This is a genomic window from Tannerella sp. (genome assembly GCF_030528505.1).
Lineage (GTDB): Bacteria > Bacteroidota > Bacteroidia > Bacteroidales > Tannerellaceae > Tannerella.
The window spans coordinates 24,106-40,520 of record NZ_JAUMYS010000003.1 but is presented as its reverse complement, the minus strand read 5'-3'; the positions used below and the strand labels follow the sequence as shown (position 1 = coordinate 40,520).

At 50.1% G+C, this 16,415-nt stretch carries 14 protein-coding genes; 3 read left to right on the top strand and 11 right to left on the bottom strand.

Annotation, left to right across the window (positions count from 1 at the left end):
* The first annotated feature begins 9 nt into the window (after positions 1-9).
* The 3 genes from Q4A89_RS01030 to murQ are packed head-to-tail and all read left to right on the top strand — an operon-like array spanning position 10 to position 2,857.
* Positions 10-1,179, top strand: coding sequence for an acyltransferase family protein (locus tag Q4A89_RS01030; protein WP_303183049.1), 1,170 nt, complete (start codon positions 10-12; stop codon positions 1,177-1,179).
* Positions 1,176-2,027 carry an ATPase gene (locus Q4A89_RS01025; protein ID WP_303183047.1) on the top strand — a complete coding sequence of 284 codons (852 nt, stop codon included), beginning with the start codon at positions 1,176-1,178 and terminating at the stop codon, positions 2,025-2,027. Before Q4A89_RS01030 ends, Q4A89_RS01025 begins: the two co-directional genes overlap by 4 nt.
* Entirely contained in the window at positions 2,024-2,857 is an 834-nt protein-coding gene (murQ, locus tag Q4A89_RS01020; RefSeq protein WP_303183046.1) for an N-acetylmuramic acid 6-phosphate etherase, read from the top strand. Before Q4A89_RS01025 ends, murQ begins: the two co-directional genes overlap by 4 nt.
* Here the strand turns inward: murQ and Q4A89_RS01015 are convergent.
* The 11 genes from Q4A89_RS01015 to Q4A89_RS00965 all read right to left on the bottom strand — a co-directional run bounded on the left by Q4A89_RS01015 (position 2,841) and on the right by Q4A89_RS00965 (position 16,414).
* Positions 2,841-4,073, bottom strand: a complete 1,233-nt coding sequence (locus Q4A89_RS01015; RefSeq protein ID WP_303183044.1) for a Cof-type HAD-IIB family hydrolase — start codon at positions 4,071-4,073, stop codon at positions 2,841-2,843. The two genes, murQ and Q4A89_RS01015, sit on opposite strands and share 17 nt — an antisense overlap.
* Positions 4,074-4,105: 32 nt before the next feature.
* Positions 4,106-4,747, bottom strand: coding sequence for a hypothetical protein (locus Q4A89_RS01010; protein WP_303183042.1), 642 nt, complete (start codon positions 4,745-4,747; stop codon positions 4,106-4,108).
* A 172-nt stretch (positions 4,748-4,919) separates the two neighbouring features.
* Positions 4,920-6,347 (bottom strand): MFS transporter, encoded by a 1,428-nt coding sequence (locus Q4A89_RS01005; RefSeq protein ID WP_303183041.1) that lies wholly within the window; start codon positions 6,345-6,347, stop codon positions 4,920-4,922.
* A 44-nt stretch (positions 6,348-6,391) separates the two neighbouring features.
* Entirely contained in the window at positions 6,392-7,063 is a 672-nt protein-coding gene (locus Q4A89_RS01000; RefSeq protein WP_303183039.1) for a bifunctional 4-hydroxy-2-oxoglutarate aldolase/2-dehydro-3-deoxy-phosphogluconate aldolase, read from the bottom strand.
* A gap of 34 nt (positions 7,064-7,097) precedes the next feature.
* Positions 7,098-7,889 carry a gluconate 5-dehydrogenase gene (locus Q4A89_RS00995; RefSeq protein ID WP_303183037.1) on the bottom strand — a complete coding sequence of 264 codons (792 nt, stop codon included), beginning with the start codon at positions 7,887-7,889 and terminating at the stop codon, positions 7,098-7,100.
* 26 nt (positions 7,890-7,915) lie between these two features.
* Positions 7,916-8,956, bottom strand: a complete 1,041-nt coding sequence (locus Q4A89_RS00990; protein WP_303183035.1) for a sugar kinase — start codon at positions 8,954-8,956, stop codon at positions 7,916-7,918.
* 41 nt (positions 8,957-8,997) lie between these two features.
* On the bottom strand, positions 8,998-10,926 hold the full coding sequence (locus tag Q4A89_RS00985) for a heparinase II/III family protein (protein WP_303183034.1): 1,929 nt from the start codon (positions 10,924-10,926) through the stop codon (positions 8,998-9,000).
* Between the two features lie 36 nt (positions 10,927-10,962).
* Complete coding sequence (locus Q4A89_RS00980; RefSeq protein ID WP_303183085.1) at positions 10,963-12,480, bottom strand: sulfatase; 1,518 nt, start codon at positions 12,478-12,480, stop codon at positions 10,963-10,965.
* 29 nt (positions 12,481-12,509) lie between these two features.
* Positions 12,510-13,652, bottom strand: a complete 1,143-nt coding sequence (locus Q4A89_RS00975; protein ID WP_303183032.1) for a DUF4861 family protein — start codon at positions 13,650-13,652, stop codon at positions 12,510-12,512.
* A gap of 13 nt (positions 13,653-13,665) precedes the next feature.
* Positions 13,666-14,508, bottom strand: a complete 843-nt coding sequence (kduI, locus tag Q4A89_RS00970) for a 5-dehydro-4-deoxy-D-glucuronate isomerase (RefSeq protein WP_303183030.1) — start codon at positions 14,506-14,508, stop codon at positions 13,666-13,668.
* Between the two features lie 199 nt (positions 14,509-14,707).
* The gene (locus tag Q4A89_RS00965) at positions 14,708-16,414 is read right to left on the bottom strand and encodes a RagB/SusD family nutrient uptake outer membrane protein (RefSeq protein WP_303183029.1); all 1,707 of its coding nucleotides are present in this window, start codon (positions 16,412-16,414) and stop codon (positions 14,708-14,710) included.
* Position 16,415: the final 1 nt, after the last annotated feature.

Here is a 16,415-nt window from a genome sequence, read left to right as displayed (position 1 = left end):
GCTCGTGCAATGAATATCCAAACACCCACAAACAAACGTCTGCTCGCACTCGACATCCTGCGCGGTATCACGATTGCCGGCATGATCATGGTCAATAATCCCGGATCGTGGTCGTTCGTATATGCTCCGCTCGGACATGCGGCATGGCACGGTTTGACACCGACCGACCTCGTGTTTCCGTTCTTTATGTTCATCATGGGCATATCGACTTATATCTCGCTTAAAAAATACGACTTTACATTCAGCTACTCCGCCATGCGGAAGATTATCCGGCGAACGGCCGTCATTTTCGCCATCGGGCTCGGGATTGCATGGTTCGGGCTGACATGCCGTACGTGGCACGGACTGGCCGACGAGGGCTTGTCGTTCGGAACGAGGCTCTGGCAGTCGGTCTCGAACTTCGGTCACCTGCGCATACTGGGCGTGATGCAACGGCTGGCGCTCTCGTACGGAGCGACGGCACTGATTGCGCTGACGGTACGCCATCACCGCATCCCGTATCTGATCGCTGCTTTGCTGGGCGGGTATACCGTGCTGTTGCTGGTTGGCAACGGTCTCGCATATGACGAAACGAATATTCTTTCGATCGTAGACCGTGCCGTGCTCGGAGTGAACCATATGTATAAAGACAACGGCATCGAGCCGGAAGGTTTGTTAAGTACCATCCCCGCCATTGCACACGTACTGATCGGCTTTTGCTGCGGTCGGGCCATGCTCGGAGTGACGGAGGTGCGCGATAAAATGCTGCGTCTCTTCCTAATCGGAACGACCATGGCTTTCGCCGGATGGTTGCTGAGCTACGGTTGTCCGATCAACAAAAAAATCTGGTCGCCCACGTTCGTGCTCATCACCTGCGGGATGGCTGCGGGATTACTCGCTTTGCTCATCTGGATAATCGATGTGAAAGGACATACGAAATGGTGTCGTTTCTTCGAGGCTTTCGGAGTCAATCCGCTGTTCATGTATGTGACCGGTGCGATTCTCTCTATTTTGTTAAGCAGCATCTACCTCACATACCAAGGCGATCCCATTACGCTGAAAGGTTTTCTGTACGGCGTGTGTCTGCGTCCCTGGGCCGGCGACTACGGCGGTTCGTTCCTTTTTGCCGCACTCTTTGTGACATTCAACTGGTTAATAGGATTCATCTTATATAAGAAAAAAATATACATCAAAATATGATACTGATTGCAGATAGCGGCTCGACCAAGACGCACTGGAATGTGCTGGATCAGGGTCAGGTAGTTGGAGAAATATTTACGAAAGGAATGAACCCCTTCTTTCAAACACCGGAAGAGATGGGGCGCGAGATTGAGCGGACCTTGCTTCCGCAATTAAACTCCAACCGTTTTTGTGAAGTGCATTTTTTCGGAGCCGGATGCATCCCGGAGAAAGTTCCCGTCGTACGCAATGTGTTGGAAGGCTGTCTCGACGTGAGCGGTCTGATTGAAGTCGACACCGATATGCTCGCGGCGGCCAAAGCTTCTTGCGGACGATCGCCGGGCATCGTATGCATCATGGGTACGGGCTCAAACTCTTGCTTTTACGATGGAGAAAAGATTGCGGCCAACGTATCGCCGCTCGGTTTTATCCTGGGTGACGAAGGCAGTGGCGCGGTATTGGGTAAGCTGCTGATCGGCGATTTACTGAAAAACCAGATGGGCGAAGAGCTGAAACAAAAGTTCCTTCAACAATATGAACTGACGCCGGCCGATATCATCGAGCGGGTATACCGGCAACCTTTTCCCAATCGTTTTCTGGCCGGCATATCGCCGTTCTTGGCCGAAAACATCGAACATCCGGCCATCCATTCTCTGGTGCTGAACGCTTTCAAGTCGTTCCTGACCCGCAACGTAATGCAGTTCGACTATACACGTTACAAGGCTCATTTTATCGGCTCGGTAGCGTATTATTACAAAGATATTCTGGAGGAGGCGGCCGCAGCGACGGGCATCCGTACCGGCACCATCGTGCGCGATCCGATGGAAGGATTACGCACTTATTATTCGACAGTAACAGAAACCGTATGACATTTATCAAGATAACAGAACAAGATTCGCTGTACAGCGATTTGGAGCAGAAAACCGTCCGGCAGATTCTGGACGATATCAATCAGGAAGATCAAAAAGTGGCGCTGGCGGTACAAAAGACGATTCCGCAAGTAGAAAAGCTGGTTTCGGAAATCGTGCCCCGTATGCAACAGGGCGGACGTATCTTTTACATGGGCGCCGGCACAAGCGGCCGGTTGGGAGTGCTCGACGCCTCCGAGATACCGCCCACGTTCGGGATGCCCAACACGTTGGTGATCGGACTGATTGCGGGTGGAGAGACCGCGTTGCGCAACCCGGTGGAGAATGCCGAAGACGATACGGCACGGGGATGGGAAGAATTGCAGGCGCATCACATCACGCCGAAAGATACGGTGATCGGCATCGCCGCATCGGGCACAACCCCCTACGTGATCGGAGCGATGCGCCAGGCGCGTCGCCACGGTATCCTGACAGGCTGCATCACCAGCAACCCCGGTTCACCGATGGCTGCCGAGGCCGACATCGCAATCGAGATGGTGGTAGGCCCTGAATACGTTACCGGCAGCTCACGTATGAAATCGGGCACAGGACAGAAAATGATCCTGAATATGATTACGACGACCGTTATGATCAAACTCGGACGCGTGAAAGGCAACAAGATGGTCAACATGCAGTTGAGCAATCAGAAGCTCGTCGATCGCGGCACACGCATGCTGGTCGACGAACTGGGGCTGCCCTACGACCAAGCCAACGCGTTGCTTCTGCTCCACGGATCGGTGAAAAAAGCCGTCGAAGCTTACCGGAAGCCGGGGGCTACCGCTTCTTCATAATGCTGTTTACGACGCGAACAGACGACACAAGTTTGTCCGTCGAAGTAAAGATATCGACATTCCACACGTGCGACGAGCGTCCTTTGTGAATAATCGTCGCCACGGCGCGCACCGTATCGCCTTCGTGCGCCGACGAGAGATGATGGCCGCTTACCTGCATGCCGACCATCATTTCGTCGGGTGCGCAAAGCACCATCGAGCCGAGACCGGCCACCGTTTCGGCCAGGGCCAGTGTAGCTCCGCCATGCAAGATACCGAATGGCTGACGGGTACGTTCATCAACGGGCATGGTCGCTTCGATACGGCCTTCCGATGCATACGTGTATTGGATGCCGAGATTTCCCATCAGGGCGTGCTTACCGGCGGCATTCAGCTGATCGAGCGGGATATCGGTGGGGCGTATATCGGAAAGAATCGCTTTCTCGAGTGCGACGGCGGCGCCGTCTTCTTCGTTCGAGAGGGTGATGACATCGGCACAAGCCTTGACCGAATCCTGCGCATTCCCCATGGCGATACCGAGTCCAGCCAGCTGGATCATCGTTACGTCGCACACCCCGTCGCCTATCGCCACGATATGGGCTGACGGGATATTCAGCTTTTCGAGCAGTACGCTGAGCGTATTCGCCTTATCGATAAACTGCGGCACGACTTCGAGAAAATACGCCTCGGAACGGAACACGTCTAACGTACCGGCCAGCCGTTTCTTCCAATGCTCTTCGAGGCCAACGAGCGCTTTTTCGTCGTCGCTGGCAAGCATGACTTTGCAGGGATGAAAATCGACTTCTTCCGCAAATCGATCGGTCTCACGTAACTCCATGCCGTTGAGTCGTGCTTCCTGAACGACACGCGGGTTTGAAGCATCATTCGTCAGAATCGTATTTTTGCGATACGTGAAGATGGCAAAACCGTTCTTTCGCGCCTTCCGTTCGAGGTAAGGGATAAATTCCGGATCGATACGTTTCTCGAATAGCAACTCATTCGTCTGCGCATTGATGATCTGTCCGCCGTTATACGAAAGGATATATCCGCCGTTTTTATCGAGCTCCAATTCCTTCGCCAGTCCGATCACGCCATACGTCGGTCTTCCCGAAGCCAGCACAAGCTTGACGCCCATCTGCTGCACTTTGATTAAGGTGGAACGAGTCCGCGGCGTGACTGTTTTTTCGTTCGTAAGCAATGTGCCGTCTATATCGAGCACTACCAGTTTGTACTTCATATCTCTTGATCGTTAATCGTTTTCTTATTAAGTTAAGCCGTTTCCGGACGAAGCGCCTCGCTGTAAAACTTGCGGCATTGGGCACGACTGATGGGAATTTCGTCAAACGAAGCTTTGATCAAATCGCAAACAAAGAGTTCGCGTATCTGCGAGATGTACATGACCTCATATTTCAGCGCATTCCCTTCTTGTAACTGCATGGTGTATTCCATAGTCGAGAAGACTGTATCGTCTGTCAGATTTTCTTTCGAAAAGATATACAGTCCGAACTTGCGGAAATGACCATAGAACCCGTCAGCGACCTTACGCACCTTACTCCTGATGATGCGCTGCAAAGGCAGAGCCGCCGCCCAATATTCGTATTCCATTCGTCCGATGATCGTATCGTCGATGCCGTATCCGTACCCGTATTTCGTCATGTCCATCCAGTCTTCTTCCGAGACCTTCATCACCGGACGTCCGGCTATTTCGTTGATCAGTGCGTGCGCCACGTCACGGTCTTCGCGGATGGCTCGTGTCACCTCGATGCCGATGCTACGTGCTTCGTCCTGCAAATCCGGACGGTCGTAATTCTTTAATGCCTCGAAGCGGTCGTCCACCAAATCGATCAGCGATTGGCGGGCATACCGCTCAAAAAATGTCGTATCGTATTTCGTCCTTCTTCGTTCGGTCATGACACTGAAATCAAAATCAATCGGATTCCAAAGATACGGTATTTTTTTATTCCGACCGTCATGCCCGCCTCATTTTCCGGAAACAACGAAAAAGAAGAGGAGGATAGTCTGTTTTAACCATGCCTATCCCCCACTCTCCTCGCATATATGTAAAAAAACGCACCCGATTTCCCTACAACTTTTCAATCGGTCGATATTTCGGTACGAGGCTTTTCATCACCACCCAGCCAATCAGATAGGCCACGGCGCAGACACAGAAGATGATGAAATAACCGGCTGGTTTACCTTCGAAGCCGAAGCATTGCAAATTCGTCTCACCTGCATACACGAAAAGCTTGCCGGCCGACTTCTGCAGGATCAGCGATCCGATACCTCCTGCCATGCCACCGATACCGGTCACGGATGCGATAGCCGACTTGGGAAACATATCGCCAATAGTCGAAAAAATATTGGCCGACCACGACTGATGCGCCGCCCCTCCAAGTCCGATCAGGATGACGGGAAACCATGGGGAGATTGTGCCCAGCGGCTGTGCCATCAGTACAATCAGAGGAATGAAAGCAAAGATAAGCATGGCCTGCATCCTCGCGGCATACGGATTCTTTCCGGTCTTGTCGATAATGATGGTTGGCAGTTTACCCCCATAAACAGAAAGCATCGTAATGGCATAGAGCGTGAAGATAAGCGCCATACCAAGCCCGTCGGTCGTTTTGATACCAAACTGCGTGTTCAAGTACGAGGGGATCCAAAAGAGAAAGAACCACCATACGCCGTCGGTCATAAACTTGCCGAATGCGAAAGCCCACGTCTGTCGGTGCATAAAGCAGCGGGCAAACGAACTTTTCTCTTCCGACGCATCGGCGGACTGACTGTCCGTGTCTTTATCCGAAAGAATATAATCGAGTTCGGCCTGATTGACCCGTGCATTCTTCTCCGGTTTTTCATACATAAAGACCCAGAATCCCATCCATACGAACCCCAATGCTCCGATGATGATAAAAGCCATTTCCCAGCCGAAGGCTTTGGCCAGAGGAGGAATAGACAGCGGAGCGATCAACGCGCCGATCGACGCACCGGCGTTAAAGATGCTCGTGGCATAGGCCCGGTCTTTCTTCGGAAAATATTCGGCCGTCACCTTGATGGCAGCGGGGAAGTTTCCGGCTTCACCAATAGCCAACACACAACGCGCGATGATAAAAGCGTACATGCTCACCGTAGCGATGACGACAGCCATGTCGCCTGTAGCCTGTGCCAATTCGACTGCCGAGGCCAGTCCGGTATACTGCTCGGTGACGATGCCGCACAACGCATGAATACACGCTCCTGCCGACCAGACGCCAATAGCCCACAAGAAGCCTTTCTTACTTCCCAGCCAGTCGATAAACCGTCCGGCAAAAAGCATCGAGACGGCATAGACGAGCGAGAACAGCCCTGTGATCGTTCCGTAATGATCTTCGTTCCAATGAAATTCGGGTTTGATAAATTCATCCCATGTCAGCGACAACACTTGCCGGTCTAAGTAATTGATCGTCGTTGCAAAGAAAAGCAACGCGCAGATCACCCACCTGTAATTTGTCTTTTGTTCGTTTCTCATGTTCATATTCTACTTCTTTACTACCTTTTACTACTCTATTCCTTATTTTATTATTGCTCCCGAACCTTACGGATAATGCTTAAGGCCTCTGCACAGATATCCGTAATCTTTGCCCAGTTACCGGAGGCTACGGCTTCGGGCGGAAACAAATTGGACCCCATCCCGACACATGTTGCTCCCGCATCAAACCAAGATTTCAAATTAGCTTCTTCCGGTTTGACACCTCCCGTCACCATCACTTGCGACCATGGCATGGGCGCTTTGAACGCTTTAACGAAACCCGCACCCAGCACATCGCCGGGAAAGACCTTACAGATATCACAGCCCAATTCCTGTGCATACCCGACTTCCGATACCGATCCGCAACCCGGGATGTAAGGGACGAGCCTGCGGTTACAAACCTTTGCAATATCGGAGTTCGTTAATGGGCCGACAACAAAGTTAGCCCCCAACTGCAAGTATAAAGAAGCAGTTGGAGTGTCCACGATAGAGCCGACACCCAGAATCATATCCGGACAAGCCTCAACGACCCAGCGGCTCAATGCTCCGAACACTTCGTGAGCCGCCTCTTCTCTGTTCGTAAACTCGAAAACCCGTATGCCTCCGTCATAGCATGCGCGGACAACTTGCTTAGCCACTTCCACTTCACGACAACAAAACACAGGAACAAGTCCTGTGTCTGTCATTGTTCGTATGGTCTCTGTTTTACTGAATCGTGCCATGATCGATTTGCGTTTTAATAATGTTCTGCATTGTTTATGGCTGCTTGCCGATGTAAGCAAGGATGCCTCCGTCGACATAGAGGATATGTCCGTTCACGAAGTCCGAAGCGTTGGAAGCCAAAAAGACAGCAGGCCCGGCCAAATCGTCGGGTGTTCCCCATCGTGCGGCCGGCGTCTTGGCAATAATGAAAGAATCGAACGGATGGCGCGAACCGTCGGGCTGTACTTCACGAAGCGGTGCCGTTTGCGGTGTAGCGATATAGCCCGGCCCGATGCCATTACACTGGATATTGTACTGTCCGTATTCCGAGGCAATATTCCGTGTCAGCATTTTCAGTCCTCCTTTGGCGGCTGCGTAAGCCGATACCGTTTCACGTCCAAGTTCACTCATCATGGAACAGATATTGATAATCTTTCCATGTCCTTTTTTAATCATCGCGGGAATAACCGCCTTAGCCACAATAAACGGCGCATTCAGATCGACATCAATCACTTGCCGAAACTCTTCGGCGCTCATCTCATGCATCGGAATACGTTTGATAATACCGGCATTGTTAACCAAAATATCGATCGTACCCACTTCCTTTTCTATTTGTGCTACCATCTCATTGACTTCCTTTTCGTTGGTCACATCGCAGACATATCCTTTGGCCTCAATCCCAGCTTCTTGATAAGCTTTTAATCCTTTGTCGACAAACTCCTGTTTCAGATCGTTAAAAACAATGGTCGCTCCCGCTCCGGCTAATGCCGACGCCATCGCGAAACCGATACCGTAAGACGCCCCTGTTACAAGCGCGACCTTACCTTCTAATTTAAACTGTTCCATATCGTTTTATTTTTTATTTTGATGTATTATCTTACTACTCTGCCCGAACCGTCACCCTGCATCAGCTGCTCCACCTCGGCGACCGACACGAGGTTAAAATCTCCGTAAACCGTATGCTTCAGACACGACGCCGCCACGGCAAAATCGAGCGCCCGCTGATCGTCGTGAGGGTAGGTGATCAAGCCGTAGATCAGTCCGCCCATAAACGAGTCGCCCCCTCCTACCCGATCTACAATATGCGTAATATCGTATCGGCGGGATGTATACAGTTTGTCGGAATATAAACATCCTCCCCATGTATTGTGGTTTGCGTTGATCGATCCGCGTAAGGTGATAATAACTTTTTGGGCACGCGAGAATCTTTGCATCAACTGTCGACAGACGGACTCGAACTCTCCGGCCTCCAGTCGCCCTCCGGTATGCTCGGCCTGAAAACCGTCCGGCTGGATGCCGAAAACTTTCTCGGCATCTTCTTCGTTTCCGAGAATGACATCACAACCTTCCACAAGCACGGGCATGACTTCCGAGGCCTTTTTCCCGTATTTCCACAAGTTCTTACGGTAATTCAAGTCGCACGAAACGGTTACGCCCATCTCGTTGGCCGTCCGTATAGCTTCGAGGCACGCGTCGGCCGCGCCCTGCGAGAGGGCCGGCGTAATACCTGTCCAATGAAACCACTGTGCATCCTTCAGCACTTCTTTCCAGTCGATCATTCCCGGCGTAATCTCGGCTATCGAAGACCCCGCACGGTCGTACACGACTTTCGAAGGCCGTGCTACCGCTCCCGTTTCCAGAAAATAGATACCTACCCGATTACCCCCTCGAAGGATGTGCCGTACCCCCACGTTGTATTTTCGCAGTTCGGAGATACACCATTCGGCTATCTCATTTTGAGGCAACCGTGTAACAAACTCGACCGGGATGCCGTAATTAGCGAGTGACACGGCGACATTGGCTTCGCCTCCACCGAATGTGGCGCCAAGGCTGGTAGACTGGATGAACCGTAAATAATCCGGAGTCGCTAAACGAAGCATGATTTCTCCGAAGGTGATGACTTTCTTTTGCATACTGAATATATCTATCTTGTATTATGACGAATGAAAAAAAACTATTTCCTCGATACGACGATCCGATAATGACCGCTTAGAGGCACCTCTTTCGCTTCAAGCGTGATCCTGTACAGCTCTTTCCCCCACACATTCGACAAACGCGGATCAGTCAACGTAACCGTCTCGACCGAGGAGGTAAATGTGTTCGCGTCATACGACAGACATGCTTTTTTCCCTTGTACTTCGATATCGATCTGTCCATCGATACTAAGATCCACTTTCCCCCATGTCAGGAAATGAAGTCTGTTCCTTTTTTCGGGCGATGTAAGCGAAAAACGGTCATCTATTTCGAGTCGTTTATCCCGTAGCCGATAGACCCTGTTCCATGAATGTATGGAGGAGGTTTCCTGAGGATACGCCTGCTTCAGCTCAAGCGATAAAGTCCGGTTTGCCGGTGTGAACTTCATCTGCTCCGCTTTATATTTCGCCCCGAATGCCTGCTGGGTTCCGTTGATCTCCGGCAGATTGTGGAAAAGACTTTGCATCGTCCAGATGGTATATCGTTCATTGCTGAATGTCTGCCGGGTGTACGTACCTACGCCTGCATCGATCAGTACGGGGGTCTCATCGATATACAACGAAAAGGTACCCACATCGTTGTGATTATGGCTTTCGTTGTTATGCCCGCCCTTACTGGCAAAGAAGAGTCCGCCACGCGTTCTCATGTAGCAGAACTGGGTTTCGGGATACCATGTGGTGGCCGGGGTAGAGTACGAAAGAGTCACTTCATTCAGCGCATGACGGTAGCGTAGTGTTTCGAATGTCCGGTATACATCCCGCCGATTATTCGGGGCTTGCGGCGCTTGCCCATTCTTTCTGAGAAAGGCGGCAAAAGCCATCATCTCGGTGCTGTTTACCGCTTTTCCGTACCGATAGATCAGATCGGCATCGGGATCGAGTCGGGCCGTAGCATCGGCAAAATTGACGACCCATCCATTGCCTACGTATGAACGCGAAATATATTCACCCATATGACGGATCAGCGGATCGGCAAAAAGAGACAATTGTCCGCCGGTAGCATCGCTAAGAAGCTGTAAGTAATCGTACAGTTTCCCTGCCGCATGTCCCCAATAGGAGGGGCCTTCCTCACAGGCGCCGTCGGCTTTGCTGTAATTGATGAAATGATCGACCGATCGTATCGTTTTGTAAACCGCTTTGGCCAGTCTGTCAGTATCTTTTTCAAGCAGCATGAAACACTGGAGCACGCTAAAGTTACACCACGGATTCCAGTTGTTCACCATATCTCCCGGCTTGTAATTCATGGCCATCCACCAGAAATGATCGCTGTCGAGATACGTTTTCAGGATTCGTTTCTCGATCTCATCACGCAACCGCTCCGATATGACGGGATTGATTTTATCCAGTTCCTTACCGAAGAAGTAATGAATCCATGAAAGTTCGGAACCGATTTCGCCCGAAGCAAGGGCAATCACATGTTCCTTATGGCTCGGAAGCGTCCGCTTGTCGTGTTGTAGCCGTACATGAGCCGAGAGTGTCCACGAAGTCATCTCACAAAAGTAGAAGACTCCGTTAGCCAGCGGTTCGATGAAACGCCCTCTCCCTTCGGCAAGTTCGGCCAAAAAAAGATCAGTTAGAGTCTGGGCATTCTCGTTATAGGGATTCTCCATAATCTTACGCGATCCGCTTCGTTCGTATTCCAGGTAGTCCGTTGCCTGGATCACCTGCCAGCGATAATCCAACGCTCTTTCTCCACGTTGGATATAGAAATCTTTCAACTCACCGAACAAAGCATCCCAACCTTTGCGATCCGTATAATCAGGGTAAAGGACCCATTGTTGACGCAAGACGAGCCAATCTTTTAACTTTTCTTCCGATGTTTTCCGTTGCAACAAGTTCTTTTCGGTATAGGCAAATAGCGTACCAACCGACAAGAGACATATGATAAGAGAAAAAAGTAATTTCTTCATTTTTTTACATCTTCATTATTACAGAATGACGTACATTTATTCATACATCACCAAATCTTTCAGAATACCCTCTTTATACCACGGATCATCGTATTTTTTGAGCAACTGTCCCAACTGCATCAATAATTGTCGCTTCAGCTCAGGCCGGGTATTCCAATCGATATGATTCATCTGATACGGATCATTGAGGTCATCAAACAGCAAGACTTCTTTTAATTGCTTATTCTCCTTATCGACTGTAAGCGAGAGCGTGTAACGATGTGTTTTGATACCACGCGCCACCGGAACATACGTTCTTACCTTACCGTCTTGATCTGGCAGACCGTCCATATTCCGTATATATAAAGCACCATCCGGCAACGGCTTGTCAGATTGGTCGGTAAACAACGCTTGCGAAAAGTCGGTACCTTGCACCTCATCCGGAATGTGTTGGCTCAGATTAGTCAATCCAAGCAGTGTTGGCATAATATCCGGACTGGAGAGCAAATAGTCGACGATGCGCGGTTTGAGTCGATCGGGGTAACGTACCAGTAAGGGAACATTCATCGACTCAATATAAGGAGAGTTTTTGGCGTCTTGCAAGCCATGGCTGCACATCGTTTCACCGTGATCGGACGAAAAGACGACGATGGTATTCTTCGACAATCCCAATTCATCCAGCGTTTTGAGCAAACGGCCGAACTCCCGGTCTACTCCGCTGATCTGGGCAAAATAATACGCGGCTGAAGATGCTTTCTCCATCATCGTGTCGGCATTAAGACGCAGCAAGAGTTGACTCAGCCGTCGGTCTTTATATAAGTTGTAATCTTCCTCCATACAATCATCAAACGAACTGTACGGATGATGCGGCGGGTTCATGCTAATCATCAGAAAGAACGGCCTGGATGCGTCACGCCGTCCGGATTCGTTTTTCAAGTAACTGATGGCCATATCGGTTTCATGTGATGGCGACCATTGCCTGATATCGTGTCGTTTACCGTCTGTGTCCCAATAGTGCGGATTCTTATGCACATCGAATGTGCCGTACGAATACCAGAAGTTGAAACCATGTCGTTTTTCGGGAGGAGTGTAAGCATCCCAAACAGGATCACGATTCTCTACGTAGTTTCCCGGATTTTCCGGATCGTTCGGCGTAGGAGTATCCAAATGATACTTACCGATATAAGCACAGTCGTAACCGTTCCGGCTAAAGACGTCGCTCACCGTTGTGGCATCGTCGCGCAATGAGCTGAAAGGGCGCCTGCTGTTTACGTTGAGCGGCACGCCGCTCCGGTGAGGATACATGCCCGTGAGCAGCGACGCACGATGTGGACTGCTTAAGGGACAATTGCTCATGGCCGAGGAGAAAACGACCGACTCTTTGGCAAAGCGGTTAAGATTCGGTGTTTCGACCGGGTCTGCCTGCCCCTGCAGATGCGGAGCAAAAGCCGGATCATTCCAGAAGCCCATCGCGCTGTTACGCATCTGGTCGGGGAAAACATAGATAACGTTGGGACGTAAGGTGTCGCCGGCACGATATTCCTGCGCATACATGCAAGCCGGAAGGACACCCATCAGTCCGAGACAAGACAGTTTAGAGGCTTTCATTCAACATTTATTTTGAGAGGTTGTTTGATTTTTAAGGCTTCCTGTTGGAGGAAATCGATCCATGCGGCGAAATGGTCGAACCCCGCCTTGCTCCATCCGGCGCCGGCATAATATACATAATTCGTTTTTGTGCGATATGGCGCAATGCCCAATAGATGCCCCATACCGGTTTTGATTTCACGGAACGATTCCGGGCGGATTACGCCGGCATAGATCGTCCCGTTGATTGAATCAGTCGGTGTTTCACAGGCCATGATCCCATCTTCCGCATGAGAAAAGACATTTTCCGGCGTAGATGTATGCAGTACGATACCGGTGGCCAGTGTCATCTCGGCCGTATCGGCCTCGAATATCTGTTCGATCCGGTTGAAATAACTGTATGCATCGAGAGAGATTCGACGTGTTTCTTTCACTTCTGCGCCCTGCACGTTATACGGTTTGTAACGAAGTTCGAAAGCAATGCGTAAAGGCCCTTGATCAAGCATTCGGTATTCCGTAAAATTATTTCCAAGCCACAAACTGTCGTTGACATAAGGAGCCGTCATCCCCAGCCCAAGCGTACGGCCGACTTTGTAAAAATCCAACCCTTCACCATGATCTTCGTGATAAGAGCGAACACCGGCCAGATCGTCCTTATACCACCGGTCGATAACGAGCGCTTCGGTACGTTTAGCCCAGAAGTCCATTCCGTTACTGATTTCGCCGGTCGCTTCCAATGCAGGGCCGTACATCCGGAAAGCGCTGCGGTTATTTTCCCACGTGAAGTCATCTTTTCGTTCGGGCACAAAACGGCCGTACGTCATCGGCTCCACATGGGTCGGTTCACCCGCAGTTATCCGGTATTCGACTTTCCCGTTTCCGGAAAGGCTTACAGGGAAGATCAAGCTCACAGGCACTTCGTTTCCTCCGGTGACAAGCTGGCAAGGTACTTCTTCCGAAGCGTCATTATACACCACGACAGTTTGTCCGTCCTGCAACGAGAGCTTTTCGCAAACAGTTTTCCACGCTATTTCAACCATTTCGTGTTCACGATCGAATGTCGCAGGATTCTCGACCGTTACTCGTATCGTTTTCTGTGTCTCTGTACAAGCTGTTACGGCAAACAGACAACACAGGGCAAGGAAAAAGAAATATTTCATCTTCGATTCGCTGTTATTGAAGTTCGGTAATTTTTGAGAAATCCTGATCGCTATAATCGAGATTTTCTCCGGCCATTCCCCAAATAAACGTATAATTGCTTGTTGCGGCTCCCGAATGGATAGACCACTCAGGTGAAAGCACGGCCTGATCGCCTCTCATCCAAATGTGTCTCGTTTCGTTCGGTTCACCCATGAAATGGCAGACAGCCTGATCTTCCGGCACCTCGAAATAGAAGTACGCTTCCATACGGCGGCTGTGTACATGCGCGGGCATCGTGTTCCATACACTTCCCACAGCAAGCTCCGTCATCCCCATCTGCAACTGACAGGTAGGCAACACTTCATTCACAATCATTTTATTGATCTTACGATGATTCGAGGACTCGAGTGAGCCGAGTTCCATCACGATCGCATTCGCTTTTGTTATCTTTTTATCAGGATAGTTCCGGTGTGCCGTGGCCGAGTTGAAATAAAATTTGGCCGGCCGACTCTCGTCCAAGCTCTCGAAATACACTTCCCGATCACCTGAACCTAAATAGAGTGCTTCTTTATAATCGAGTTCAAAAACATCATCACCGACTTTCACAGACCCTTTGCCTCCGACATTGTAAATCCCCAACTCACGTCTCATCAGAAACACCGGCTGTTTCAGCGGATCGATCGCTTCGAGTAGAAGGATTTCCCCCACGGGCATCGCTCCGCCTACGACCATCCGGTCATACATCGAATATACCATATTCACCTCGTTGGGCACAAATAACGTTTCTATCAGAAAATCTCTTCTCAGTCGTTGCGTATCATACGCCTTCGCATCTTCGGGATGCGCTGCATAACGCAGTTCATAATTTGTCTTCATCTCGTTCGATTTGTTTTGTTTTGCATACAAATATAAAAAATAAATCACATCTTCTCTTCGGTCGGAAGAGATTCATTACCGACGTTCTACGCTGTCGGGAAAGTTACGGCCTTATCTGCCGCAGAACAGGCTTTCCTGTAACGGGTAAGCACTGTCTTGCGGCAGAATAGGCCTGATATGGCTGTCCGGGAAGATAGAATTACCATCCGGGGTTCTGTATCAACTTGTCGTTCTTGTCGATTTCCTCTATCGGGATCGGCCATAGAAAATCACGGTCACGTACGACACGTTTATAGTATTTAGCGCCTGTGAAGCCTTCTTCCCATTTTCCGTCGAGCAGTTGCTTCAGCAAATCCCATCGGCGCAAGTCACTGAACCGTATGCCTTCGCCGGCCATCTCCACAGCACGTTCGTGCATAATACGTGTAAAGACCTCTTCTTTTGTCTGAGCTTTGAGCCATTCGGGTCCACTGTTCAATCCGGGCATCTGCACACGTGCTCTAACCTGATTGATCAGCTCAACGGCACGCGCTTGATTACCTGCTTCATTTTGACATTCGGCACACATCAGCAACACGTCGGCATACCGGATGATCGGGAAATTAATCGGCGTATGCTCACGCTTGGTGATCGATCCGTCCATGTCGTATTCGGGAACGAATTTACGCCACGGATAGGAGTCGGACATACTTCCGTTGATACGGATAAAACCGTTTTTTTCATTGACGCCTTTGGCGACAACATATTCACAATCTTTACGAGCGTTAGATACCCATCCGTTGTAGCGGGAATAAGGCAAGATAATCGAAGCTTCCATGCGAGGATCGCGCTTGGTATACATTTCGAGCAATTTTTCTTTCATTGCAGGATATTTCTCCACTTTCGTCTTATTGGCCGTTAACGTAGCCCGGAACGTTTTATCCTTTATTTTATTATCGCCCTTAAAGCCGGGAACTACTTCGTCCCAGTCGAACGGCCGACCGTCTTTCCATTCGTACGAATCGACGAAAGAGGTAGCAGCCATCACGTTGTTCCAACAACTTCCGTAGGTTGAACGCGTACCCATGTACTTAGCCAACGGCATACCAAATTCAGTACCCACGCCACTCATGTTCTGCACGGCAAAAATCATCTCATCGCTCTCGTCGCCACCAGGCTTGAATAAAGCTGCATAATCGGGATAGAGGGTAATGCCCGAGGTTTTGATTACGTCTTCGAAAACATCGACCGCTTCTTTATATTTTTTCGCATAGAGCAGCGTTTTGCCTTTCAGCGACAGAGCAGCCCAGCGGGTTGCCCGTCCTCGATTCGGTTTATCCCACTGCGTGGGCAATGCCTGAGCCGCTTCGTCAAGGTCTTTCAAAATAAACTCATATACGGCCTCTTTCGTATCTCTCGGTTTGAGCATCTTGGCGTAATCTGTTGCTACAACTGTCGTTTCGTCGTATAGCGGGACACCTCCATAGAAGTCGCACAATGTAAAGTAATACAACGCTCTCATAAATCGTGCTTCGCCTTTGTAGCGGGCTTTAAGTTCGTCGTCCATGGAAATTTTGTCGACGTTCTGAAGCACGATATTAGCCCGTGCAACCCCTTCGTAAAGATTGGCGAATTTATTCGCGCAATAATCTTCCGAACTGTTATAGGTTCCGCGCGAAATGCGGAAGTACGCTGGGTTATCGTAACCGGTGCCAATATCGGAAAGACAGTCGAAGCCGTACTGGATCCCGAACACATCGTCGTTCTGCATCTGGGCATAAACGCCCATCATGGCCTGATCGGCGTGGCTTTGGGTTTTCCAGAAGGAATTTTCGCCCAATTCGTCGGCCGGTTCTCTGTCGAGGTCATAACACGAAAAAAACAGAGCAGCCTGTATTATCGATAAAAGAATATATTTATATTTCATG